At 63.5% G+C, this 22,840-nt stretch carries 22 protein-coding genes; 11 read left to right on the forward strand and 11 right to left on the reverse strand.

The window, feature by feature from the left end:
* Positions 1–13: 13 nt before the first annotated feature.
* The 3 genes from PHE40_RS05755 to PHE40_RS05765 all read right to left on the reverse strand — a co-directional run bounded on the left by PHE40_RS05755 (position 14) and on the right by PHE40_RS05765 (position 2,505).
* Positions 14–478: a hypothetical protein gene (locus PHE40_RS05755; protein ID WP_299959299.1), complete on the reverse strand. Its 465-nt coding sequence runs from the start codon at positions 476–478 to the stop codon at positions 14–16.
* Positions 479–563: 85 nt separating this feature from the next.
* Positions 564–1,301: a gamma-glutamyl-gamma-aminobutyrate hydrolase family protein gene (locus PHE40_RS05760; RefSeq protein WP_299959301.1), complete on the reverse strand. Its 738-nt coding sequence runs from the start codon at positions 1,299–1,301 to the stop codon at positions 564–566.
* Positions 1,302–1,308: 7 nt separating this feature from the next.
* On the reverse strand, positions 1,309–2,505 hold the full coding sequence (locus PHE40_RS05765) for a multidrug effflux MFS transporter (protein WP_299959303.1): 1,197 nt from the start codon (positions 2,503–2,505) through the stop codon (positions 1,309–1,311).
* Positions 2,506–2,617: 112 nt separating this feature from the next.
* Here PHE40_RS05765 and hisB point away from each other — a divergent pair, with 112 nt between their 5' ends.
* Genes hisB through chrA form a run of 8 tightly spaced genes read left to right on the forward strand, consistent with a single transcriptional unit; the run spans position 2,618 to position 8,048 of the window.
* Entirely contained in the window at positions 2,618–3,208 is a 591-nt protein-coding gene (gene hisB, locus PHE40_RS05770; protein WP_299959305.1) for an imidazoleglycerol-phosphate dehydratase HisB, read from the forward strand.
* 5 nt (positions 3,209–3,213) lie between these two features.
* On the forward strand, positions 3,214–3,849 hold the full coding sequence (gene hisH, locus PHE40_RS05775) for an imidazole glycerol phosphate synthase subunit HisH (protein WP_299959307.1): 636 nt from the start codon (positions 3,214–3,216) through the stop codon (positions 3,847–3,849).
* Between the two features lie 59 nt (positions 3,850–3,908).
* A complete protein-coding gene (locus PHE40_RS05780; RefSeq protein ID WP_366523587.1) occupies positions 3,909–4,454 on the forward strand; it encodes a GNAT family N-acetyltransferase in 546 nt (181 codons plus the stop codon).
* Entirely contained in the window at positions 4,451–5,182 is a 732-nt protein-coding gene (gene hisA, locus PHE40_RS05785; protein ID WP_299959309.1) for a 1-(5-phosphoribosyl)-5-[(5-phosphoribosylamino)methylideneamino]imidazole-4-carboxamide isomerase, read from the forward strand. Before PHE40_RS05780 ends, hisA begins: the two co-directional genes overlap by 4 nt.
* The gene (gene hisF, locus PHE40_RS05790) at positions 5,176–5,952 is read left to right on the forward strand and encodes an imidazole glycerol phosphate synthase subunit HisF (protein WP_299959311.1); all 777 of its coding nucleotides are present in this window, start codon (positions 5,176–5,178) and stop codon (positions 5,950–5,952) included. Before hisA ends, hisF begins: the two co-directional genes overlap by 7 nt.
* Positions 5,953–5,973: 21 nt before the next feature.
* Positions 5,974–6,426 carry a phosphoribosyl-ATP diphosphatase gene (locus tag PHE40_RS05795; protein ID WP_408838671.1) on the forward strand — a complete coding sequence of 151 codons (453 nt, stop codon included), beginning with the start codon at positions 5,974–5,976 and terminating at the stop codon, positions 6,424–6,426.
* A 60-nt stretch (positions 6,427–6,486) separates the two neighbouring features.
* On the forward strand, positions 6,487–6,849 hold the full coding sequence (locus PHE40_RS05800; protein WP_299959314.1) for an HIT domain-containing protein: 363 nt from the start codon (positions 6,487–6,489) through the stop codon (positions 6,847–6,849).
* A complete protein-coding gene (chrA, locus tag PHE40_RS05805; protein ID WP_299959317.1) occupies positions 6,846–8,048 on the forward strand; it encodes a chromate efflux transporter in 1,203 nt (400 codons plus the stop codon). Before PHE40_RS05800 ends, chrA begins: the two co-directional genes overlap by 4 nt.
* A gap of 172 nt (positions 8,049–8,220) precedes the next feature.
* Here the strand turns inward: chrA and PHE40_RS05810 are convergent, their stop codons facing one another.
* Positions 8,221–9,438, reverse strand: coding sequence for a polyhydroxyalkanoate depolymerase (locus PHE40_RS05810; protein ID WP_299959320.1), 1,218 nt, complete (start codon positions 9,436–9,438; stop codon positions 8,221–8,223).
* Between the two features lie 121 nt (positions 9,439–9,559).
* Here PHE40_RS05810 and PHE40_RS05815 point away from each other — a divergent pair, with 121 nt between their 5' ends.
* The gene (locus PHE40_RS05815; RefSeq protein WP_299959323.1) at positions 9,560–10,216 is read left to right on the forward strand and encodes a glutathione S-transferase family protein; all 657 of its coding nucleotides are present in this window, start codon (positions 9,560–9,562) and stop codon (positions 10,214–10,216) included.
* A 56-nt stretch (positions 10,217–10,272) separates the two neighbouring features.
* Here PHE40_RS05815 and PHE40_RS05820 read toward each other — a convergent pair whose 3' ends face one another.
* From PHE40_RS05820 to PHE40_RS05835, 4 genes are all read right to left on the reverse strand, one after another.
* Positions 10,273–10,710 (reverse strand): cupin domain-containing protein, encoded by a 438-nt coding sequence (locus PHE40_RS05820; protein WP_299959325.1) that lies wholly within the window; start codon positions 10,708–10,710, stop codon positions 10,273–10,275.
* 214 nt (positions 10,711–10,924) lie between these two features.
* Entirely contained in the window at positions 10,925–11,653 is a 729-nt protein-coding gene (locus PHE40_RS05825; protein ID WP_299959328.1) for a Crp/Fnr family transcriptional regulator, read from the reverse strand.
* A 46-nt stretch (positions 11,654–11,699) separates the two neighbouring features.
* On the reverse strand, positions 11,700–14,099 hold the full coding sequence (locus PHE40_RS05830) for a DNA translocase FtsK (RefSeq protein ID WP_299959331.1): 2,400 nt from the start codon (positions 14,097–14,099) through the stop codon (positions 11,700–11,702).
* A 116-nt stretch (positions 14,100–14,215) separates the two neighbouring features.
* Entirely contained in the window at positions 14,216–15,532 is a 1,317-nt protein-coding gene (locus PHE40_RS05835; protein WP_299959334.1) for an ammonium transporter, read from the reverse strand.
* Positions 15,533–15,912: 380 nt separating this feature from the next.
* Between PHE40_RS05835 and PHE40_RS05840 the strand changes: the two genes are divergently transcribed.
* The gene (locus PHE40_RS05840) at positions 15,913–17,097 is read left to right on the forward strand and encodes an FAD-dependent monooxygenase (RefSeq protein ID WP_299959337.1); all 1,185 of its coding nucleotides are present in this window, start codon (positions 15,913–15,915) and stop codon (positions 17,095–17,097) included.
* A 61-nt stretch (positions 17,098–17,158) separates the two neighbouring features.
* Entirely contained in the window at positions 17,159–17,605 is a 447-nt protein-coding gene (locus tag PHE40_RS05845) for an OsmC family protein (RefSeq protein WP_299959340.1), read from the forward strand.
* A 10-nt stretch (positions 17,606–17,615) separates the two neighbouring features.
* On the opposite strand, the gene PHE40_RS05850 is transcribed toward PHE40_RS05845, so the two are convergent.
* The 3 genes from PHE40_RS05850 to adh all read right to left on the reverse strand — a co-directional run bounded on the left by PHE40_RS05850 (position 17,616) and on the right by adh (position 22,118).
* The gene (locus PHE40_RS05850; protein WP_299959342.1) at positions 17,616–19,460 is read right to left on the reverse strand and encodes a transglycosylase domain-containing protein; all 1,845 of its coding nucleotides are present in this window, start codon (positions 19,458–19,460) and stop codon (positions 17,616–17,618) included.
* Between the two features lie 749 nt (positions 19,461–20,209).
* Positions 20,210–20,572 carry a DUF779 domain-containing protein gene (locus PHE40_RS05855; RefSeq protein WP_299959344.1) on the reverse strand — a complete coding sequence of 121 codons (363 nt, stop codon included), beginning with the start codon at positions 20,570–20,572 and terminating at the stop codon, positions 20,210–20,212.
* A 13-nt stretch (positions 20,573–20,585) separates the two neighbouring features.
* Entirely contained in the window at positions 20,586–22,118 is a 1,533-nt protein-coding gene (adh, locus tag PHE40_RS05860; RefSeq protein ID WP_299959346.1) for an aldehyde dehydrogenase, read from the reverse strand.
* Between the last annotated feature and the right edge of the window lie 722 nt (positions 22,119–22,840).

The following is a 22,840-nucleotide window of genomic DNA, read 5'->3' on the forward strand; positions in this document are numbered from 1 at the left end:
AAACGATCGCACTCTAGAAAATCTTATTGATCAAATCGTCACCGATGCCGAAACCGGCGCCGGTGACGATGGCGCGGCCGAAGCCGGAGTTGAGCAGGCCGCCGAGCAGGCCGCCCATGTTGCCCTGCATGTTGTTCTGCTGCGGGTAATAGCCGTTGTTCGGCGGCGGATAGCCGGGGGGCTGGCTGCCCCAGGGCGAGGTTTGCGGCGGGAGTTGCTGGAGCTGTGGCTGCTGGATCTGTGTCTGCTGGACCTCGACAAAGTTATGCAGCGACTGGAGCAGGTTGGAGACCTGATTCTGCTCCGCCTGGATGGCCAGGGCGATGCTTTTAAGGTCTAGAAACCATTCCCGCGCGTTGGGGTCCCCTGCCTGCGCGGCGGCTTGCAGCTTGAGCGCGAGTTGCTTGATCTCCGCCACCGTCTGCTGGGCCTGGGATTGCAGCTGGGTGTAGTTGCTGTCGATGGTCTGGATGTCCATAGTCACGCACCTTTGTTGAAACGACTATAGAATGATAAATCATCGCATGCCGGGAATTTTGCAACCCCCGGTTTGCCGCCTTGGCCTATGCGCCGGCGCGAGACTGCCGGTAGGCCGCGCAGGCCGCGCCAAAGGCGTTGAAAAGGCGTTTGCGGTCAGGAAAATGGGTGACTTCCCATTCCGGATGCCATTGCACGGCGATGGCGAAATTTTTTGCGCCTTCTACCCGCACGGCCTCGATGGTGCCATCCGGCGCGATGCCCTCGACCGCCAGCCCGGCGGCCAGCTGGTCAACCGCCTGGCCGTGGAGGGAGTTCACCAGGATTGTCTGCGCGCCGCAGATGCGGGCGAGCTCACCTGAAAGCGTGACCTCATGCTTGAGGGCGAAGCGGTGTTCGCCCTCGCCGGAGCGATGGTCCATGCGGCCGGGCTGGAGATGGACCTCCTGAAACAAGGTGCCGCCGAGGGCGACGTTGATCTCCTGCATGCCACGGCAGATGCCCAGCACGGGGATGCCGCGATCCAGCGCGGCGAGGATGAGGGGGATGGTGGTGGCGTCACGCGCGGGGTCGTGCGCGCCGGGGGTGGCGTCAAAATCGGAGCCGTAGCGCAGCGGGGCGACGTTGGAGGGGCTGCCGTTGAACATGATGCCGTCAAGGCGGTCCAGCAGAGCGCGCATCTGCTCACCCTCGGGCGGGATGAGAAGGGGGATGGCGTTGGCGGCGGCGATGAGCGAGGCGCCGTAGCGCGCCGGGGTGGCGTGTTGGACGTAACCGGCGATGAGTTTGGTGCAGGCGGGAATACCGATGATGCTCTGAGTCATGTGGTTTTTAACTCTCCGTTGGAGAAAAGCTTAAACTGGGGCGCAGGGCGGCGGCAAGCATCACGGCGGCGGCGCATACCAGCATCGCGGCGGCCATGGGTTTGGCTGTGCCGTCAGCCAGCACGCCCATGAGCAGGCCGGTGACGGCGCCGCCGATGAACTGCATGGTGCCGAGCAGGGCCGAGGCGCTGCCGGCATGAGCCTGGTGGCGCGAGAGGGCGCCAACCAGCGAGCAGGGCAGCAACAGGCCGAAGCCAAGCTCGGAGAAGGCGAGCATGCCGGCGAGCGGATAAGGGCCGTGCGGGGACCAGGCCATGATGACCAAGCCGAAGCAGCCGGTGAGCAGAACGGCGCCAGCAATGGTGATGACCCGCGCGATGCCAAAGCGTGTGACCAGCGCGGGGTTGAGCTGGTTGAAGCCGATGTAGGCGAAGGAGTTGACGCCGAAGAGGGCGGCGTAGCCGGTGGAGTTCCAGCCGTATTCGTTGATGAACACCTGGGGTGTGGCGGCGAGATAGGCGAACAGCGCCGCCGAGGTGAAGGCAGCGACGCAGGCATGGGTGAGGAAGGCGCGTTCGCGGAAAATGGCGCCGTAGCGCATCAGCACGGGAATAAGACCAAGGCGGGTACGGCGCGAGGGGGGCAAGGTGTCTGGCAGGAAAAACCAGATGGCGGCGAGCGCCACCACGCCGTAAAGCGTGCAAATGGCGAAAATGATCCGCCAGTTCGCGAACATGACGCAAAGCGAGCCGAGCATGGGCGCGGCGATGGGGGCGACGCCCATGACCAGCATGAGCTTGGAATACAGCTTGGCGGCGGCTGGGCCGTCTGCCAGGTCGCGCACCATGGCGCGCGGGATGACGACGCCCGCCGAAGCGCCAAGCGCCGTGAGGAAGCGGAAGATGATGAAGCTCTCGACATTCCAGCTCAGCCAGCACCCGGCGCTGGCGATGGTGTAGATGATGAGCCCCGCCAGCAGCGGGGTGCGTCGGCCGATGCGGTCCGCCAGGGCGCCCTGGGCCATCTGGCCGATGGCGAGGCCGATGAAATAGGCGGCGAGGGAATATTGCGGCGCCGCGGGGTTTTGCATGTCTCGCGCGATGGCGGGGAAGGCCGGGAGGTACATGTCTGTCGAGACGGGGCCGACAGCAATGAGGAAACCCAGCAGGAGCGGAAGTTTTTTATTATCGATGAGCCGGGGCATGGCTTAAGCCTAAACAGCTGGCGCATGTGCCGGAACCCCCCAAATCGCAATCGAGACCTGAATTGACGCTTCCCGGTTTAAATTTCCGGGGCTTTGTTGTAGGCCATGGGCCATGGCACGCACATCTGAACTGAGCAGAAAGACTTCTGAAACCGATATTACGGTCAAACTGGACCTTGATGGCACCGGCAGGACCGGAATTGCCACCGGGGTCGGGTTTTTCGACCATATGCTGACGGCGTTTGGCCGGCATGGGTTGTTCGATCTGAACATCCGCGCGGGGGGGGATCTGCATATCGACGCGCACCACACGGTTGAGGATGTGGGCATCGTGCTCGGGCAGGCGCTGGCCTCGGCGCTGGATGTGAAACGCGGCATCAACCGTTTTGGCCAGGCCTGCGTACCGATGGACGAGGCGCTGGTGGAGGCGGTGGTGGATTTGTCCGGGCGGCCGTTCATCGCCTGGGGGGTGAATTTCGAGCGACCGATGCTGGGCGGCATGGATACGCAGTTGATCGAGGAGTTTTTTCGCGCGCTGGCGGGGAACGGGTTGTTCAACCTGCATGTGCGCCAGCTGGCGGGGGTGAATGCGCATCACGTCGCGGAAGCCACGTTCAAGGCGGTGGCGCGGGCATTGAAGATGGCGGTGGCGATCGAGCCGCGCGCGGCGGGGGAGATCCCCTCGACCAAGGGCGTGATCTAAGGCCCATGCTTGTCACGGTTATTGATTATAACAGCGGGAATCTGGCGTCAGCGGCGCGGGGACTCGTGCTGGCGGCGGCGCAGCGCGGCATAAAGGCTGATGTGCGCATTACCGCCGACCCGGATGTGGTGGCGCGCGCGGAGCGGATTGTGCTGCCCGGCCAGGGGGCGTTCGCCGATTGCGCGGCCGGGCTGGCGGGGGTGGATGGGCTGAAGGAGGCGATGTTTGCGCGCGTGGACGCGGGGGCGCCGTTTCTGGGCATTTGCGTTGGCATGCAGCTGATGGCCGCGCGCGGGCTGGAGCATAAGGTGACGCCGGGTTTCGGCTGGGTACAAGGTGAGATACGGGCGCTGCACGCGCCGGGGCTGCGCCTGCCGCATATGGGCTGGAACGAGCTGGCGTTCGAGCCGGGGTCGCATAAATTGCTGGAGGGCCTGCAACCGGGCGACCATGCGTATTTCGTGCATTCCTACGCGCTGGCCGGGGCTGACCCGGGGCAGCTGCTGGCCACGACCGATTACGGCGGCCCGGTGGTGGCGATGGTGGCGCATGGCAACCGGGCGGGGACGCAGTTCCATGCCGAAAAGAGCCAGCAGGTGGGCTTGCGGATTCTGGGCAACTTCCTGGAATGGTCGCCTTAAACGGGTATCTTCACAGCAAGTGGCTTGATTACGCGGGCCGCACGCGCGAATAGGCAGCGGTGAAACAAGATATGCCCCCTCCGGCCACGCTGCTGGCCGAACGTCTGGAACGCTTCGAGGATGAGGCGGATGTGCACGCGCTGGCCGAGGCCACGATCGCGGCGATCCTCAATGGCGGCGGATTTGGCTGGGTGAAACCGCCGAAGGCCAGCGTGGTTGAGCAGTATTTTAAAGGTGTGGCGCTGGTGCCCGAGCGCGAGCTGATCGTGGGGCGGATGGACGGCGTGATCTATGGCGCGGTCCAGCTCGTTCGGCCCTCGCGCAACAACGAGGCGCAGGCGTTTTCCGCCACGCTGATGCATCATTTCGTGGCGCCCTATGCGCGCGGGCACGGGCTGGCGCGGCTGATGCTGCTGTGCGCCGAGGATCAGGCGCTCAAATTGGGGTATCAGGTGTTGAACCTGGATGTGCGCGAGACGCAGAGCGGAGCGATTTCGCTCTATGAGGCGTGCGGGTTCACGCGCTGGGGGACGCATCCGGCCTATGCGCGCGTGAAAGGGGCCACGGTGGCGGGGCATTTTTATTATAAGAAGCTGGGCAAATGACCTTAACTCTGTATCCGGCGATCGACCTGAAGGATGGCGCCTGCGTGCGATTGCAGCGCGGCGAGATGAACCAGGCGACGGTTTATGGGAACGATCCGGCAGCGCAGGCCGCGGCCTGGGAGGCGGCGGGGTTCGGCTGGGTGCATGTGGTGGATTTGAACGGCGCGTTTGCCGGCCGGCCAGTGAACGGCGCGGCGGTGAGAGCGATTCTGGCGGCCGTGAGCGTGCCTGTGCAGCTGGGCGGCGGGATCAGGGATCTGGCCGGGATTGAGAGCTGGCTGGCCGCCGGGGTGAACCGGGTGATTCTGGGCAGCGCGGCGGCGAAAAACCCGGCGCTGGTGTTTGAGGCGTGCCAGAAATTTCCGGGGCGGATTGTGGTCGGCATCGACGCCAAGGCGGGCATGGTGGCAACCGAGGGGTGGGCTGAGGCATCGAACCTGCGCGCGGCGGATTTGGCGGTGCGGCTGCAGGATGCGGGGATCGCGGGCATTATCTACACCGATATTGCGCGTGACGGGATGAAGACTGGGTTGAACCTGGAGGAGACGGCGGCGCTGGCCGATGCGGTGAATGTGCCGGTGATCGCCTCGGGCGGAGTCGCCGGAGTCGCGGATATTCTGGCGTTGAAGGCGGCGGCGCGGCAAAGCCCTCATCTGAACGGCGCGATTCTCGGGCGCGCCCTTTATGATGGCAGCCTGAAGCCCGCCGAGGCGCTGGCCGCATGCTGAAGCTGCGCGTGATCCCCTGCCTGGATGTGAAGGACGGGCGCGTGGTGAAGGGCGTTAACTTCGTCTCGCTGCGCGATGCCGGAGACCCGGTGGAGCAGGCGGTGGTGTATGATGCCGCCGGGGCGGATGAATTGACGTTTCTGGATATTACCGCAAGCGCCGACAACCGCGATACGATCCTCGATGTGGTCTCGCGCACGGCGGAGAAGGTGTTTCTGCCACTCACCGTGGGCGGGGGCATCCGCAGCACTGGCGATATGCGCCGGCTGCTGCTAGCGGGAGCGGATAAATGCAGCATCAATTCCGCGGCGATCAGCCGTCCGGCGCTGGTGGCGGAGGCCGCGCAGAAATTCGGCAGCCAGTGCGTGGTGGTGGCGATTGATGCGCGCCAGTCAGCCCCCGGAAAATGGGAGGTGTTCTCGCACGGCGGGCGGACCAACACGGGGCTGGATGTGATTGAATGGGCGAAGCAGATGGAAAGCCTGGGAGCGGGGGAGATTCTGCTCACCTCGATGGACCGCGACGGCACCGGCAAGGGGTTTGACCTGGAGTTGCTGCGGCGCATCTGCACGGCGGTGCGCCTGCCTGTGATCGCCTCCGGCGGGGTGGGGACGCTACAGCACTTCGTGGAGGGCGCGCAGGCCGGGGCGACCGGGCTGCTGGCCGCCAGCGTGTTCCACTTTGGCCAGTTCACCATTGCTCAGGTTAAGGAAGCCTTGGCGGCCGCAGGCTTGCCGGTGCGCCTGCCCCGCGCGATACTCAACACTTAAGAGGAGTCGCAAAAACCGCCGATGGCCAAGAAGATCGCCAAATCCCCCTCCCCCGCGCCGAAGAAGAAACAGGCGTCGCGCGCCAGCACCGTGACCATGCCGCCGCCGCTGGATGCGCCGGATGCGCGCGTGCTGGACCGGCTGTGGGCAACTGTGCTCTCACGCAAGGATGCCAACCCCTCTGAGAGCCATTCAGCTAGGCTGCTGGCGCGCGGGACCGCGAAAATCGCCCAGAAATTCGGCGAGGAAGCGGTGGAATGCGTGATCGAGGCGGTAGCCGGGCATAAGCCCTCACTGATCGCCGAAAGCGCGGATGTTTTGTATCATCTGCTGGTTTTATGGGTGGATGCGGGGCTGCGGCCTGAGCACATATGGGCTGAGCTGAGCCGGCGCGAGGGGTTGAGCGGGATCGCGGAGAAAGCCGCGCGCAAGCCGCTGGCGGCGGATGGCTTGCCGACAAAAAAAATTCCGTAAAAGGCGCGGAAAGACGGTATGACGGGTTTCCTGAGATAAAAATTACATTATGGAGGTGGTATGACCTATGACCCCACAAATGTTTTTGCCCGAATTTTGCGCGGCGAGATACCTTGCGAAAAACTCTATGAAGACGAATTCGCGCTGGCGTTTCCAGATATCCGGCCGGCGGCGCCTTGCCATGTGCTGGTGATCCCCAAGGGGGCATATGTCTCCAGCGCCGATTTTGGCGCCAAGGCCAGCCCGGAGGAGATCACCGGGTTTTTTCGTGCCGTGGCGCTGGTGGCCCAGCGGCTGGGCGTTGAGCAGAGCGGCTACCGGCTGCTCGCCAATGCCGGGCCGGACAGCCACCAGGAGGTGCCGCATTTCCATGTGCATATTCTTGGCGGACGCAAACTCGGACCATTGCTGGCCCCGGCATGACTCTCGCGCCTTCGTCCGCGCCAAAAGGTTCAGCCTGGGAGGTGCTGCGGGCGTTTCTGGTGCTGGGGCTGACCTCGTTTGGCGGGCCGGTGGCGCATTTTGGCTATTTCCGCCGGGAGTTCGTGGAAAACCGCAAATGGTTGAGCGAGCATGACTATTTGGGACTGCTGGCGCTATGCCAGTTCCTGCCGGGGCCAGCCTCTAGCCAGACAGGATTCTGCATCGGGATGAAGCGGGCCGGATGGCGTGGCGGGTTGGCTGCCTGGGTGGGCTTCACCCTGCCCTCGGCCGCGCTGATGCTGGCTCTGGCCTATTGGATGAACATGTTTCAGAGCATGCCGATGGCGCGCGGGGCGCTGCATGGGTTGCAGCTGGCGGCCGTCGCGGTGGTGGCGCAGGCTTTGTATTTGATGGCGCGCAGCTTGTGCCCGGATACGCCGCGCCGGGCGCTCGCGCTGCTGGCGGCGGCGATTTTGGGACTGCAACCAGGTACGTTTGGGCAGATTCTGGTCCTGGTGATCGGCGCGATGATCGGTGGCCTAGCCTTGGAGCCGGAGGCGCGCGTGGACGCCGCCACGCGGGGGGCGGGCCTGTCCATGCGGGCACACCGCGCCGCGGTTGCATGCATGCTGGTGTTTCTGCTGCTCCTGCTGCTGGCGTTTCTGGTGCCCCAACACGGCGCGCTGGCGCTGTTCGGGGCGTTTTACCGGACCGGGGCGCTGGTGTTCGGCGGTGGGCATGTGGTGCTGCCACTATTGAGCGACTCAGTGGTGATGCCGGGGTGGATTTCGCCGCAATGGTTCCTCGCCGGTTATGGCGCGGCGCAAGCCATGCCGGGGCCCTTGTTCACCGTGGCGGCGTTTTTGGGCGCGCTGGCCAGCGGCGGCCCCGGTGGCATATGGGGGGCGGCGATTGCCACCCTGGCGATTTTTCTGCCGGGTCTGCTGATTGTGGCGGCCACCCTGCCCTATTGGGAGGTTTTACGCCACCGCCGGGGACTGGCTACGGCGATGATGGGGGTGAATGCCGCCGTGGTCGGGCTGCTGGGGGCGGCATTCATCAACCTGCTGACCCTGAGCGCGTTACATAACCCATGGGATTTGCCGATTGCCGGTGCAGCGCTGCTGTTGCTGGTGGTTGGGCGCGCAAGGCCGCTGCTGGTGGTCATTTTCTGCGCTGCCGCCGGGGCCGCAATTTAGATCGTTTTGTTTTTTGAGGGCGGTTCACGCTTTCGGCTTGCTCGGTTGAGCGAACCTCAAACGATCGCGCTAGAGCCTGATTGGTTTCAGTGTGATCAGGCTCTAGCCATTTTTCTGAGGGCGATTCACGCTTTCGGCTCGCTCAGGAGAGCGAACCTCAAACGATCGCACTCTAGACACTGAACTCGATGACTTCGCGGACCAAGGGGTAGATCTCGTTCTGCCAGCGCTTGCCCGAGAAAACGCCATAATGGCCGACGCCCGTCTGCATATGATGGCGCTTGAGCAGCGGGCGCAGATTTTTACAAAGATCCAGCGCCGCCGAGGTCTGGCCAAGGCCGCAGATGTCATCGCGCTCACCTTCCACGGTGAACACGAAGGTTTTTTTGATCGCGCCGGGATCAACCAGCCGGCCCTTGTAGCGCAGCTCACCCTTGGGCAGGGCGTGATCCATGAAAATACGTTGCACGGTTTCAAGGTAGAACTCGGCCGGCAGGTCCATGACGGCGAGGTATTCATCATAGAATTCGCGGTGGCGGGCGGCGGCCTCCTTGTCCCCGGCGGCCAGGGAGCGGAACTGGCGGATTTGCGCGCCGATATGCTTGTCCAGGTTCATGGAGACAAAGGCGGTTAGCTGCATGAAGCCAGGATAAACCCGCCGGCCCGCGCCACGGTAACGCCATGGGACGACATCCGTCATCTCCTGCTCGAACCATGAGATCGGCTTGGTCTTGGCGAGAATATTCACCTTGGTCGGGTTGCGGCGCGTGTCGATCGGTCCGGCCATGAGGGTCATGCTGCGCGGAGTCGCGGGGTTGGAGTCTTCCGCCATGACGGAAACCGCGGTGAGCACCGCCACTGTGGGCTGGCAGACGCCGACCACATGGCTGCGCGGGCCGAGATATTCCAGGAATTTGATGACATGCTCGACATATTCGTCAAAGCCGAAGCGCCCAGCGTCAACCGGGATGTCCCGCGCGTTATGCCAGTCGGTGATATACACGTCATGGTCCTGGAGCAGGACTTCGACCGTGTTGCGCAGCAGCGTGGCGAAATGCCCGGACAGCGGGGCAACCAGCAGGACTTTCGGCTGTTTGCGGCCAGTATCTTTTTTAAAATGCACCAGACTGGCGAACGGCGTGGCGTAAACCACCTCGTCTTCAACCTTAACGATACTGTTTCCTATTTGCACATCGTCGATCGCGTAATCAGGCCGTTTATGCGTGGCCCCGGAATGGCCGAAAACATCGAGAGCGGCGGTGACGTGCCGCAAGGCAATACCATAAGGCTGGCCAGGGGTGACACTGCGAAGCAACGTACTGCTGTTACGCGCCAACCTGCGGAACGGATCCATGATATCGGCTTGCGCCTGATACATCTGATAGATCATAGTTTAATCCTAGACAGAATAAATTACCGGCATGTTACTGAATACTTCTAGTACGGCATTGTACGGTTGACTCGCGTTTGATAACAATGTGTCTATTTTTGTAAAAAGGACAAGGGTAAATATGACCGAGGCCACCTTGCTGATCAGCAGCAAAAATTATTCCTCCTGGTCGCTGCGGGGTTACCTCCTCGCGAAACTCTCCGGAATTGACTTTGCGGAAGAGCGAGTCTCGCCCGACGACCCGCGCGCCAAGGACGAACTCCTGATGCGCACATCCTCGATTTTGGTACCCTGCCTGATTCATGGCGAGGTGACGGTGTGGGATACGCTGGCCATCGCCGAATATCTGAACGAGCTGTTCCCCGAGGCGCAGATGCTGCCCGCGGAGAAAATCGCGCGGGCGCGCTGCCGCTCCATCTCGGGGGAGATGCATTCCGGCTTCGCGGCGCTGCGCTCCTCGCTGCCGATGAACCTGCGCTTCCGCAAGCCAGGCTTTACCGTCTGGTCCTCGGCGCAGGCCGATATAGACCGGGTGACCACCGTTTGGACCGATTGCCTGACCACCTGGAAAGGTCCGTTCCTGTTCGGACGCCGGCCAACCATCGCGGATGCGATGTATGCGCCGGTGGTGACGCGGTTTTTGAGCTATGACGTGACGGTTGGCCCAGTTTGCCAGGATTACTGCGATACGATCATGAAATGGGGGCCGATGAAAGAGTGGGTCGCGGACTCGCGCCAGGAACCGCAGGAAATCATGGAACTGGATCTGGATTTCTGAACAACTCATTCGGCATCCCCGCTAAGGGCCGGCGCAACCCGGCCCTTTTTTCATCGTCACCCGCCGGGCCAAGGTGTGGGAGGCGGAACCGGGCATGGGCCTGCCACCTCCACCGTGCCGAAATCCGCCGGAGAGGTGATTTCCAGATATTCCATATCGGGCGCGTAATCGAATAAATAATGCGTGATGCCAGGCTGCTGGTGCACACAATCTCCGGCTTGGACGAGGTGCTCCTGCGCGCCGTACATGAAGCGGGCCCAGCCCTTGGTCATGATGACGATATGGAAATCCGCGATATGCCGGTGCCAGCCGGTGCCATGCTCGGGCGGGCGGGCGGGATTGGCCTTGACCAACTGGGCGATAACACGCCCGCCGGTGGCGGCGGCGACGCCGAGATCCCGGTAGAGGAAAAAATCCCGCAGGCCATCGGTGCGCCAAGGGGTATCGTCTGGTTTGTTGTGCGAAAAGAGATTGATGAGCGGATGGTCAGGCATAAGCACCTCCTCCACAGTGGAACAGAAGTCTATTCTGGCACAAAATCAGCGGTTCTGCGAGAAAATTTTGCAGTGCAGCATTTTTAGCGTGTGATGGCTTCCGATTGACCCGCTTTGCGGGCCAATTCGAGGTCCGGATTATCCTCTATCTTTATAATTTTGCGGCGGCCTTGTCCCTTCCCTCCGCGGCACGGTGCAGCGGACTTCATGGACACTAGATTTCCATGGCCAATGCCGAAGCAAAAGTACTTTCATTGGTAATTTCAATGCAGTGCTGATTAATAAGGCGAATGACCCCCTCGCGCTGGAGCTGATGCAGCGCGCGGCTGACGGTCTCAACCGCGAGACCGGTGTAATCGGCGATATCGGTGCGGGGCATCGGCAGCTGGATATGACCGGCGCTGGCGCCTAGCGGCTCGTTATGCAACCGCAGCAGGTTGAACAACATAAGCAGCCGCTGTTTGGCGCTGTTCTGCGACAAGGCGATGGCGTGCTGCTGCGCCTGGCGCAGCTCATGACACGCCTTGATCAGAAATTGCCATTGCAGGCCAGGGTCCGAGCGCAACAGCTTCACCAATGCCGGGAGCGGCAAGGTGTAAGCCACGACCGGGGTGATCGCTTTGACGGTGTTGATAAAACTCTCACCGCCCAGCGGGCCCATCAGATCGTTGGCGAACAGGAAGGCCTGGATAACCTCCCGGCCGTCAGGTAAAAAACTATAGGATTTTGCCACGCCGGAGATGATGTTGAAAATGAATGCGGCCTCGTCGCCTTCATGAAACAGGATCTCGCCGGCGCTGAAATGACGGATTGATGCGATGAGGGCGAGCCTCTGCCGGGCCTCGATGCTGAGCATTGGGCTGGCGGCACCGATTTTGTCGGCCCGCAACGGCACGGCGCCGAGGCTGGCTCCTGAGTCTGCGTGCTTACGTGATTTATTCATCTGGCATTAATCTATCGGTCATCCCTGATGCGATGACAACCAAAGATTAATCTTCCTTTTCGCGGCGAACCAGAACTTCCCGCTTGCCGACATGATTGGCCTGGCTGACGATGCCGTCTTTCTCCATCTGCTCGATCAGCTTGGCGGCGCGGTTATAGCCGATTTGCAGGTGACGCTGAATGAAGGAGGTGCTGGCCTTGCCCTCGCGCGCGACCAGGGAGACTGCCTGATCATACAGCGCATTCTCACCCGTGGTGTTGCCGCCGGTGGCACCGCCCGCCAGGCTGGCGGCTTCATCCTCAGCCGGTTCGGTGACTTCGTCGAGATAGGCGGGTTCGCCCTGCTCGCGCAGATAGGCGACCACAGCCTCCACCTCCTGGTCGGAGACGAAGGGGCCATGCACACGGGTGATGCGCCCGCCGCCCTGCATGTAGAGCAGGTCGCCCTGGCCAAGGAGCTGTTCGGCCCCCTGCTCGCCCAGAATCGTCCGGCTGTCGAATTTGGAGATGACCTGGAAGCTGATGCGTGTGGGAAAATTGGCCTTGATGGTGCCGGTGATGACATCCACCGAGGGGCGCTGGGTTGCCATGATGACATGGATGCCAGCGGCGCGCGCCATCTGCGCCAGGCGCTGCACCGCGATTTCGATCTCCTTGCCCGCGACCATCATGAGGTCCGCCATTTCGTCGATGAAGACGACGATAAAGGGCAGCGGCTCCAGGGCGAGCGGCTGATCCTCGAACACGGGCTTGCCGGTCTCGGAGTCAAACCCGGTCTGCACGCGCCGGGTGACGACCTCGCCGCGCGAGCGGGCTTCTTCCACCCGCTCGTTATAGCCTGCGATGTTGCGCACCGCGAGCTGGCTCATGGAGCGGTAGCGGCGCTCCATTTCGCGCACCACCCATTTGAGCGCGGCGACCGCCTTGGCCGGCTCGGTGACAACCGGGGAGAGCAGATGGGGAATGCCATCATAGACGGAGAGTTCCAGCATCTTGGGATCGATGAGGATGAGCCGGCACTGCTCGGGCGAGAGGCGGAAGAGCAGGCTCATGATCATGGCGTTGACGCCGACGGATTTGCCCGAGCCGGTGGTGCCCGCGATGAGCAGATGCGGCATGCGGGCGAGATCCGCCACGATGGGGGCGCCCGAGATGTCCTTACCCAGCGCGATGGAGAGCTTGCCGGATTGGCTGTCCCACAGCTCGGAGCCCAGCAGCTCGGAGAGATAGACCGTCTCGCGCTTGGCATTGGGGACTTCGATGCCGATGACGTTGCGGCCCGAGACGGTGGCGATGCGCACGGCGACGACGGAGAGGGAGCGGGCGATGTCGTCAGCCAGGCCGATGACGCGCGAGGAACGGATGCCGGGAGCGGGTTCAAGCTCGTAGAGCGTGACCACCGGGCCGGGGCGGATTTCCACGATTTTGCCCTGCACGCCGTAGTCCTGCAGCACGGTCTCCAACAGGCGGGCGTTGGATTCCAGGGATTCGGCGCTGGGGCCGGTGCTGGTGCGCGCGCGGGGGGGGCGCAGCAGGTCGAGCGGCGGGCAGTTCCAGCCCACGTCCAGCAGCGGCAGGCGCTCCTGCTTGGCGGGGGCTTTTTTGGCCAGAGCCGCTGGCTTTATGAGCGGCTTGGCGCGCAGCGGCAGGAAGGGGATGGGGGCGTCGCCGTCCGGCTCGTCCTCAGCCAGGGTGGGCTGTTGCTGGCGCGGCGCAACGGCGGCGCCCCCCCAGGCGCGGGCCGGCACGGCGGGCGCGCCCGCGAATAGCGGCGTGATCCAGGAGGAGACAGCCTCGGCGCCGCGGCGGCTCTGCGCGACGGAAGCGGCGGCGGCGCGCGCGGCCTTGGCCCCGCCGGAGCGCCATTCACCCGGGGTGAAGCCCAGCGCGTAGCCGAAGGCGGACATGGCGAGGGCGAGGATGACCAGCAGCATGATGCCGCTGCCGACCCGGCCCAGCAGCGAGGCGCCGGCAGAGGCGAAGGCGCCAGAGAGAATGGCGCCCGCGGTGCCGCCGATGCCCGACGGCACGGGCCAGCTGACCGGCGGGCCGGGAATGATCGCAAGTCCCAGGGCCAGCGCGGTGGCCACCAGCGGCAAGGCCAGGCCGCCCAGCGCGATGCGCCGCTTAACGTGCCCGATGGCCCCGCGCGCGCCCAGCCGGTAGCTCCAGGCCAGCAAAATCATCGGCGGGATGAATCCGGCGATGCCAAACCCCTGGAGCGTAAGGTCAGCGAAGCTGGCCCCGAACGGCCCGGCAAGGTTGCCGGTGCGGGCGGCGGTGGCGGTGTCGAAAGAAGGATCAGCCGGGTTGTAGGAGACCAGCGCCAGCAGCAGGGTAAGGCCCGCGAGCGCGCAGGCAATGGCGCCCAGCTCCGACACGCGCCGGCGCAGCTGCGCCCGCAGTGCTGGGGAGATGAACCGCCGCGCCTCAAAATTTACCGCCATGTCTCGACTATATGAGGGAGAGCGCTGATTCTCAAAGTGTTTTTGTTTTCATGTGGCGGCGTGCAAAAACACAAACAGCGCCTTACGGCGCTGTTTGCTTCGCGGTTTGCCCTGGATCAGCTGAGGTGTTGCAGGACCTCCCCGTGCTGGGCGATGTCCAGCCCCTGGATCTCGTCTTCCTTGCTGACCCGCAGGCCCATTGTCAGGTCAATGAGCTTGAGGATGATGAAGCTGACGATGCCGCTGTAGAGGATGGTGACGATAATGCCTTCAGCCTGGATCAGCAGCTGGTGGGCATTGCCTTCGATGAGGCCGGCATGGCCGCCGACTTCGTTGAGGGCGAACACGCCGGTGAGCATGGCGCCGCAGATGCCGCCCAGGCCATGCACGCCCCAGACGTCCAGCGCGTCGTCATATTGGAACATGCCCTTGAAGCCGGTGACACCCCAATAGCAAACCACGCCGGCAGACAGGCCGATGACCAGCGCGCCGCTGACACCCACGAAGCCGCAGGCGGGCGTGATGGCGACAAGGCCGGCGACAGCGCCGGAGACGGCGCCCAGCAGGCTGGGTTTGCCCTTGATCATCCATTCCGTGAGGGTCCACGAGACCACGGCGGCGGAGGTAGCGAGGTGGGTATTGATCATCGCCATGCCAGCCTGGCCGCCGGAGGTGAGGGCGGAACCGGCGTTGAAGCCGAACCAGCCAACCCAGAGCAATGCGCCGCCGAGCATGGTGTAGCCCAGGTCAGCCGGGGCCATGTTGTCGCGCCCGTAGCCTGTGCGCTTGCCAACCATGATGGCGGCGACCAGACCGGCGACGGCTGAATTGATATGCACGACGGTGCCGCCCGCGAAATCCAGCACGCCCGCATTGGCGAGGAAGCCACCGGGGCCCCAGACCATGTGCGCGATGGGGGCATAAACCGCGAGCAGCCAGATGCCGAGGAACACCATGGCGGAGGAGAACTTCAAGCGGTCAGCCGGGCCACCCAGGATCAGCACCGGGGTGATGATCGCGAAAGTGCACTGGAACATGGCGTACACGGTCTCCGGGATGGTGCCGGAAAGCCCGTTGAGGCCGGCGCCATTCAGCATGACGCGTGAGAAGCCGCCGATGAAGGGCGCGCTGGGGCCGCTGCCCGCCGTGAAGGCGAGGCTGTAGCCGACGATGACCCAGAGCACCGAGATCAACGCCGTGGCGAAGAAGCACTGCATCAGCATGGCGAGAATATTTTTGCGGCGCAGCAGGCCGCCATAATACAAGGCGAGGCCGGGGACCGTCATCATCAGAACCAGGACCGATGAGGTCAGCATCCAGGCCGTGTCGCCGGAGTTCAACGTGGGGGCTGCGGTTTGCGCCAGGGCTGGCGCGGCGCCTGCGACGAGCAGGGCCAAGCCTGCCGGGACCGCCAATATTGATCGTTTACTCATCGCGTGTTTGTTCCTCTTTTCCTCTGCTTTTGGATGACCTGGAGCCTGGGCAGGTCAGCAGAGCACGTTGTGGAAAGCTCTTTGGGTTTGCGCCGTAGGAGGAAAGCAAGGACCGTGCCGTTGCGGATCATCCAAAAAGTTAAAGCCGCTGGATGCCGCCTGCCCCGGTTTGTCCGCCGCCGTGAACCCGCCCCTATGCGCCGCCACCAAGCAAACCAGGTTAAAACGCTTAAAATATGTGCAAAAACACGCTCTGTTTTTGAGCAAACCAAGAGGCGCCGGGATGGCGCGGCGGCGGCGTTCCCAGGCGCGGAAATCCACGCGGATGGGTTGCGCGCGGATGGGTTGCGCGCGGGCGCGTGCTCTGCCTCATATGCGGCATGACATTCAGCCATGACATTGCGATTATCGGAGCCGGGCCGGTTGGCGGCGCTTTGGCATGCGCCTTGGCGGCGCAAGGGAAAACGGTCCTGCTTGTGGACCGCGCGGCGCTGCCGCCGATGGAACACCCGGATTTCGACGGGAGGGCTTATGCCATCGCCGCGGGATGCAAGCGGCTGCTGGATACGGCCGGGCTGTGGGAGGCGCTGCCCTTTGCCCCCTGCCCTATTGAGAAGATCGACGTGACGGACGGCAAGGTGGGGCGCCCGGCCTCGCCATTGCAACTGCATTTTAACGCGGGCGACGTTGGCGAGGGCGCGTTTGGCTGGATCATCGAGGCGCGCAGCCTGCGCATCGCGATCAACCAGCGGCTGCACGAGGCGCCGGGGGTGACGCTGCGCGCGCCAGCGGCGGCGCAGGTGTCGCGCGATGCGCATGGCGTGCGCGTGACCGTAGGCGAGGAAGTTTTCATGGCCGGGCTTGTGGTGGCGGCGGATGGCAGGGGCTCGCAGTTGCGCGGCCAAGCGGGGATAGCGGTGACGCGGCTGAATTATGGGCAGTCGGCCGTGGTGTGCGCCATCGCGCATGAGAAACCGCATGAAGGCGTGGCGCTGGAGCATTTTCTGCCCGGCGGGCCGTTCGCGCAGTTGCCGATGACAGGAACGCAGGCGCATCCGCATCTCTCGGCGATTGTGTTCACAGACCGGCATGAGACCGTGAAACGGCTAGCGGCGATGGACGACGCGCGGTTTTTGCCGGAAGTACGCAAACGGCTCGGGACGCATTTGGGCGAGGTGGCGCTGGTGGGGCGGCGGTGGACGTATCCGCTCTCGGCGATGTACGCGGCGCGGTATTACGATACGCGCCTGGCGCTGATCGGGGATGCGGCGCATGGGGTGCATCCGATCGCGGGGCAAGGGCTGAATCTGGGGCTGCTGGATGCGGTGGCGCTGGTCGAGCTGCTGGCCGGAGCCGCCGACTGCGGGACGCCGGAGCTGCTGGCGGCGTATCAGGCGGCGCGGCGGCCGGCGAACATGCTCATGCTGGCGGCAACCGACGCGCTGGACCGGCTGTTCTCCACCAACAACCCGCTGCTGCGGCTGGCGCGGGATGCGGGGCTGGCCGCGGTGGAGCGGATGCCGCGGCTGAAGAGGCGGTTCGTGCTGACGGCGATGGGGCGGTAGGGGATGGCGGCTGTCTTGCGATGACGCCGCTGGCTTGAATTTCTGGGAAATGGAGGATGGCATGACAGAGACCCACAGCATCACCTTGCGGCAAATGGAGAATTTTCAGTTCTCGCATGATTACGGCGGAGGGTTGCCTGCGCTCATCTCCGACGAGCCGCCGCCGCTGGGCGCCGCCGCCGGGCCGAGCCCGTTGGATCTGCTGCTTTCGGCCGTGGGGGCGTGCATGTCCTCCAGCTTCAATTTCGCGATGCGGAAATATCGCGAGACGCCCGGCGCCATCAGCACCACCGCGACCGCCACGGTGGGCCGCGACGAGGCGAACCATTTGCGCGTGCAGCAGCTGGAAATCGCCATCCATTTCGCGGCGGCGGCCGCAAGCGTGAGCCATTTGCCGCGCGTGCTGGAACAATTCGAGGCGTTCTGCACGGTGGGCGCGTCGGTCGCGCGGGGCATTCCAACCCGGGTGAGCGTGACGGACGGCACCGGAACCCTGGTGAAGGGCTGAAACCGGCCCTCTATGAACCCGCCAGCGCCACGGCGATGGTTTTGAATATCTGCGCCGGGAGCGTACCGCCCAGCACTTTGTTGGTGGGGGTGTTGTTGTCATTGCCGAGCCAGACGGCGATGATGTCGCCCTCCGCGTAGCCGGCGAACCAGGCGTCGCGGTAGTCCTGCGTGGTGCCGGTTTTACCCGCGGTGTAAACCTTGGGGATGAAGGCGGCGGTGCCGGTGCCGCCGGTGACGACCGCGCGCATCATGCCCGCGATCGCCTGGACCTGGGCGGCGCTGACGACCGAGACGGGGCCGGGATTGGCGACGGGTACGCCGTTGATGGCTGATACGCCAAAAGGTGTCACGCGGTTGCCGCCGTTGAAGAAGGTGGCATAGGCCCCGGCCAGTTGCAGCAGGCCGACGCCGCCCGAGCCCAGCGCCATGGTGGCGTCGTCAGGGAAACCATCATCAAGGCCGAGCAAGCGCGCCACGGCGATGACGCGCCGCGCGCCGCCCGCGCGCAGCAGGATTCTGATGGCGGCGGTATTCATGGAATCGGCCAGCGCCTCGGTCATGGAGACATTGCCGCGATAGCTCGCCTCGTAATCATGCGGGTGGTAGCCATGCAGGTAGAGCGGGCCATCGAACACCGTATCAGACGGTGACATGCCGGCACGCAGGCCGGCGAGCCAGACGATGGGCTTGATCGCCGAGCCGGTCTGGCGGCGGGCGAGCACGGCGCGGTTGTAGCCTTCGCGGTCGCCCACGCCGCCGACCAGAGCGCGCACCGCGCCGGTGCGGGCATCGAGCACCACCACCGCACCCTGCGAGACGCGCATGGCGGGGCCGTTCATGGCGATGGTGTTGTCCAGCGCGGCTTCGGCCACGGTTTGCAGCCCGGCATTGAGGGTGGTTTTGAGGGTGACGTCCTCGCCCTCAGGGATGGCGGCGCCTTGGCTCTGCATGAGCCAGAGCGCGAACCAGGAGGTGCGCGAGGTTGGGGAGGCGGCGTTGGCGAGCTGGGCCTCGGCCGTGTTCTCCTGGTCCAGGGTGATTGCCTGGGTGGCGGCCATGGCATCCAGCACCTGGGTGGCGCGGGCGGCGGCGGCTTGCGGGTTGGCCAGGGGGTTAAGGCTGGAGGGGGCTTTGGGCAACCCGGCGAGGATGGCGGCCTGGGCGAGGGTGAGCTTCTCCGCGGGGACGCCGAAATAGAGCCTGGCCGCGGCGTCTATGCCGTAGGCACCCTCACCCAGATAAACGCGGTTGAGGTAGATGCCGAGGATGTCAGCCTGCGAATAATGCCTGGCGAGCCAGAGGCTGAGCACGGCCTCCTGAATTTTGCGGCGCAGGGTGCGTTGGTCGGTTAGAAACAGGGTTTTGGCGACCTGCTGCGTGAGCGTGGAGCCGCCCTGCACGATGCGGCGGTGGAAGAGATCCGACAGGCCGGCGCGCAGGATGCCTTGCAGGTCAAACGGGCCGTGCGCGTAGAAGCGCCGGTCCTCGATGGCGATGAAGGCGGCGGGGACATAAGGGGGAAGGTTTTGCGGCAGCACCACCTGGCCGGAGGCATCGCCAAAGCGGGCGACGAGATGGCCTGCGGGGTCCAGCAGCATGATGGCGGGGCGGCGCGCGGTGGTGACGGCGGTGGCGGGGTTTGGCATGTCCCACGTGAACCAGAGACCGGCAAGGCCGAGGCCAACGGCGCCCCAAATGGTGGCGATGATGGCGTAGCGCATAACGAACGCGGCGGTGCGCAGATGCTGCTGTGCATGCTGCCGCGCGCGCACAGGAGCCGGGGGGCGCGCGGGCGGCGGCGGGGCGGGTTTCGCCCTGGGCGGTTTGGCGGGAGGGGGAGATGAGCGGGCCATGCGGCTCCGTGCTGCCAAGGGAGGGCGCGCCGCGTCAATGGGGTTGGTGAGGCGGGGCGCGGGTTCTTGGCTTCGTTCCGGTGAGCCCTTATTGAGGAGGCCGTGTGCGGGTGTGGCGGAATGGTAGACGAAACCGGACTGGAAAATACCCTGGATGCCGTAGCGATCAATCTCCGCAAATCGAAGGCAAAGAAGGCAACCGCCAGACAACCAAAGAGAAATAGAGCCCCCTCCCCTTTGACCTAGGGCCATTTGCAGTTACAGTGCCGCCCATGCGGGCGTGGCGAAACTGGTAGACGCACCGGACTTAGACGACGAATTGAGTGCGCGCGGGGAAACCTGCGATGTAGAACTGCTCAAATTCGGGGAACCCTGTAAAATGGCAACCCCGAGCCAAGCCCTGGGCCGCGAAGGCAGCCCCTGGGAAGGTGTAGAGACTAGACGGGCAGCACCTAAAGCGCGAAGGCGCTAAGGTGAAGGTATAGTCCAGACCACAAACGGCCCGAAGGGGCCGGCGGTGAAAACCGTAGGGGTAAGAAAATCCGTTGGGGCATAGCCCTGTGCCGGTTCGATTCCGGCCGCCCGCACCAATCCTGATTCTCTACAAAACATGTGACCTCAATCTTTTTGGCAAGCACCAAACCGGTAAACAACAGTCTTGATTGTCCCCCGCCCGCGCCCGCGCGCGCGGTATCGGGCAAATACAATGCCGAGTTATCGAGACGGACGATGAGCTTGGCGGCCTTGTGTCAGGCCAGGGCCGCCAGTTCCGCCTCCGTGAACACGCGCGAGCGGGTTAAAAACCGTTGCCCGGACCCGTTCTCCAACGAGAACATGCCGCCCATGCCGGGCACCACGTCGATGATGAGTTGCGTGTATTTCCAGTATTCAAACTGCGAGGGGCTCATATAAAATTTCGCCCCGCCGATTTCGCCCAGCTCCACATCATCGGGGCTGAGCAGATAGTCGCCTTGCTTGAAGCACATCGGCGATGAGCCGTCGCAGCAGCCGCCGGACTGGTGGAACATGATCGGGCCATGTTCCGCCGTCAGCTTCGCGATCAGCCCGAGTGCCGCCGGGGTGGCGAGCACGCGCGCTGGTTTTATGCTCATCGCCGCGCCCTGCTCAGAAGAAGCCAAGCGCCTTGGGACTGTAGCTGACCAGCAGGTTCTTGGTCTGCTGATAATGGTCGAGCATCATCTTATGATTCTCGCGGCCAATGCCGGACTGCTTGTACCCGCCGAAGGCGGCATGCGCCGGATAGGCATGGTAGCAGTTGGTCCACACGCGCCCGGCCTTGATGCCGCGGCCCATGCGATAGGCGCGGCTGCCATCACGCGACCACACGCCCGCACCCAGGCCGTAGAGCGTATCATTGGCGAGTTCCAGCGCCTCGGCCTCGTCCTTGAAGGTGGTAACCGCGAGGACCGGCCCGAAAATCTCTTCCTGGAACAAGCGCATTTTGTTGTTGCCCAGGAACATCGTCGGTTCGATATAAAAACCACCAGAGATGCCACCCTCCAGCGCCGGGCGGACACCGCCGGTAAGCAGCTTCGCACCTTCTTGTTTGCCGATGTCGATATAGGAGAGAATTTTCTGCATCTGCTCGGAGGATGCCTGCGCCCCCAGCATGGTGCTCATATCCAGCGGGTTACCCTGCTTGATGGCATGCACCCGCTTCAGCACTTTTTCCATGAAACGGTCGTAAATGCTCTCCTGGATCAGCGCGCGCGACGGGCAGGTGCAAACCTCACCCTGGTTGAAGGCGAACATCACCAGGCCTTCGACCGCCTTGTCCAGGAAATCGTCATCCTGGGCCATCACATCCTCAAAGAAGATGTTGGGCGATTTGCCGCCGAGTTCCAGCGTGACGGGGATGAGGTTGTGGCTGGCGTATTGCATGATCAACCGGCCGGTCGTGGTCTCGCCCGTGAAGGCGATTTTGGCGATCCGGTTGGAGGAGGCGAGCGGCTTGCCGGCTTCCAGACCAAAACCGTTGACAATGTTCAGCACGCCGGGGGGCAGCATGTCGCCCACCAGCTCCGCCAGCACCATGATGGAAACCGGCGTCTGCTCAGCCGGCTTCAGCACCACGCAGTTGCCCGCGGCAAGCGCCGGGGCGAGTTTCCAGATCGCCATCAGGATCGGGAAGTTCCAGGGAATGATCTGGCCAACCACGCCAAGCGGCTCATGGAAATGGTAGGCGACGGTGTCTTCGTCGATCTGGCTCAGCGCGCCTTCCTGCGCGCGCACGCAGGCGGCGAAGTAGCGCATGTGGTCAATCGCGAGCGGGATATCGGCAAAGGTGGTCTCGCGCAGCGGCTTGCCGTTGTCCACGGTCTCGGCGTAGGCGAGCAGGTCCAGGTTCTGCTCCATCTTGTCGGCGATGCGGTTAAGGATGAGCGCACGCGCGGCCGGCGAAGTTTTACCCCAGGCATCAGCGGCGGCATGGGCGGCGTCCAGCGCCAGGTTGATGTCCGCCTCGGTGGAGCGTGCGGCCCGGGTGAACACCTGGCCGGTGATGGGGGAGACATTATCAAAATACTGACCCGCAAGGGGGGCGGTGAACTTGCCGCCGATAAAATTATCGTAACGGGCTTTGAAGGAGAAGCCCGCGACGGCGCTCCCGGCTAGCGGGGCAATGGCTGCATTAAGCATCGATGTTTCCTCGTTTTTGGTTGTTGGACACACATCGGCGCCACGTTGGGCACCTTGAACAAACTTAAAGCGGACAAATTATAGCAAAAAATTACAGCAAAAAACGTACCAGAACTCCCCATTGTTGAATCGCTAGGCTTTTCAATGCGCCTTGCAACATATGTAACAGGACGTGACATCTGGCGTGCCAAAGCAGGACACTGTACCAAAACGGAACACGGGCCGTATTCACTTGCCATGGCGCCGCGCGGGGCCTAGCTAAACAATCCAAAAAAGACCCGATAATAATTCTTCTGGATGAGTAAATGCCGGTCCATGGAGCTATTTGCCACAACTGTCAATACGGGGCTTATGCCGCGCCAGCCAGCCAGGCTCGCGACTGATCCGGCTGATATCAGCCGCTCCTGGCAGCGATGCCGGCCGGCGGGGCTGGTTCCGGAACTCACGCGTGTTGACGGGCCGCACATGGGCCAGATGCAACTGCGCGCCGCCGTCGGTTTGCCGCGGGCACCGTGGTATCCGAAAGCGCCAACCCCCTACAACCGCGCAAATTGAACAATTGCAAATTGAACAATTATAGTGATTCACTATAACAATATTACGTGTTAATGATAATCTCCTCGTGCAGTGTGCCGAGAAAATTCTACTTATACCAGCCCCGCGCGCATACCAGCCCGCCAAGAGCTTGACTCTCTGGGTTTGGTGGCGGGCTGGTATAAGCT

Origin of the sequence: Acidocella sp., from assembly GCF_028687955.1 — a bacterium.
Classification (GTDB): domain Bacteria; phylum Pseudomonadota; class Alphaproteobacteria; order Acetobacterales; family Acetobacteraceae; genus Acidocella.

Excerpts from the sequence above, each read along its gene's own strand:
- PHE40_RS05825 (WP_299959328.1), bottom strand. The coding sequence starts at position 11,653 with ATGAATAAATCACGTAAGCACGCAGACTCAGGAGCCAGCCTCGGCGCC.
- adh (WP_299959346.1), bottom strand. The coding sequence starts at position 22,118 with ATGCTTAATGCAGCCATTGCCCCGCTAGCCGGGAGCGCCGTCGCGGGC.
- PHE40_RS05810 (WP_299959320.1), bottom strand. The coding sequence starts at position 9,438 with ATGATCTATCAGATGTATCAGGCGCAAGCCGATATCATGGATCCGTTC.
- PHE40_RS05850 (WP_299959342.1), bottom strand. The coding sequence starts at position 19,460 with ATGGCCCGCTCATCTCCCCCTCCCGCCAAACCGCCCAGGGCGAAACCC.
- PHE40_RS05845 (WP_299959340.1), top strand. The coding sequence starts at position 17,159 with ATGACAGAGACCCACAGCATCACCTTGCGGCAAATGGAGAATTTTCAG.
- PHE40_RS05800 (WP_299959314.1), top strand. The coding sequence starts at position 6,487 with ATGACCTATGACCCCACAAATGTTTTTGCCCGAATTTTGCGCGGCGAG.
- PHE40_RS05765 (WP_299959303.1), bottom strand. The coding sequence starts at position 2,505 with ATGCCCCGGCTCATCGATAATAAAAAACTTCCGCTCCTGCTGGGTTTC.
- PHE40_RS05815 (WP_299959323.1), top strand. The coding sequence starts at position 9,560 with ATGACCGAGGCCACCTTGCTGATCAGCAGCAAAAATTATTCCTCCTGG.
- chrA (WP_299959317.1), top strand. The coding sequence starts at position 6,846 with ATGACTCTCGCGCCTTCGTCCGCGCCAAAAGGTTCAGCCTGGGAGGTG.
- PHE40_RS05835 (WP_299959334.1), bottom strand. The coding sequence starts at position 15,532 with ATGAGTAAACGATCAATATTGGCGGTCCCGGCAGGCTTGGCCCTGCTC.
- PHE40_RS05855 (WP_299959344.1), bottom strand. The coding sequence starts at position 20,572 with ATGAGCATAAAACCAGCGCGCGTGCTCGCCACCCCGGCGGCACTCGGG.
- hisF (WP_299959311.1), top strand. The coding sequence starts at position 5,176 with ATGCTGAAGCTGCGCGTGATCCCCTGCCTGGATGTGAAGGACGGGCGC.
- PHE40_RS05830 (WP_299959331.1), bottom strand. The coding sequence starts at position 14,099 with ATGGCGGTAAATTTTGAGGCGCGGCGGTTCATCTCCCCAGCACTGCGG.
- hisA (WP_299959309.1), top strand. The coding sequence starts at position 4,451 with ATGACCTTAACTCTGTATCCGGCGATCGACCTGAAGGATGGCGCCTGC.
- PHE40_RS05820 (WP_299959325.1), bottom strand. The coding sequence starts at position 10,710 with ATGCCTGACCATCCGCTCATCAATCTCTTTTCGCACAACAAACCAGAC.
- PHE40_RS05795 (WP_408838671.1), top strand. The coding sequence starts at position 5,974 with ATGGCCAAGAAGATCGCCAAATCCCCCTCCCCCGCGCCGAAGAAGAAA.
- PHE40_RS05840 (WP_299959337.1), top strand. The coding sequence starts at position 15,913 with ATGACATTCAGCCATGACATTGCGATTATCGGAGCCGGGCCGGTTGGC.
- hisB (WP_299959305.1), top strand. The coding sequence starts at position 2,618 with ATGGCACGCACATCTGAACTGAGCAGAAAGACTTCTGAAACCGATATT.
- PHE40_RS05760 (WP_299959301.1), bottom strand. The coding sequence starts at position 1,301 with ATGACTCAGAGCATCATCGGTATTCCCGCCTGCACCAAACTCATCGCC.
- hisH (WP_299959307.1), top strand. The coding sequence starts at position 3,214 with ATGCTTGTCACGGTTATTGATTATAACAGCGGGAATCTGGCGTCAGCG.
- PHE40_RS05755 (WP_299959299.1), bottom strand. The coding sequence starts at position 478 with ATGGACATCCAGACCATCGACAGCAACTACACCCAGCTGCAATCCCAG.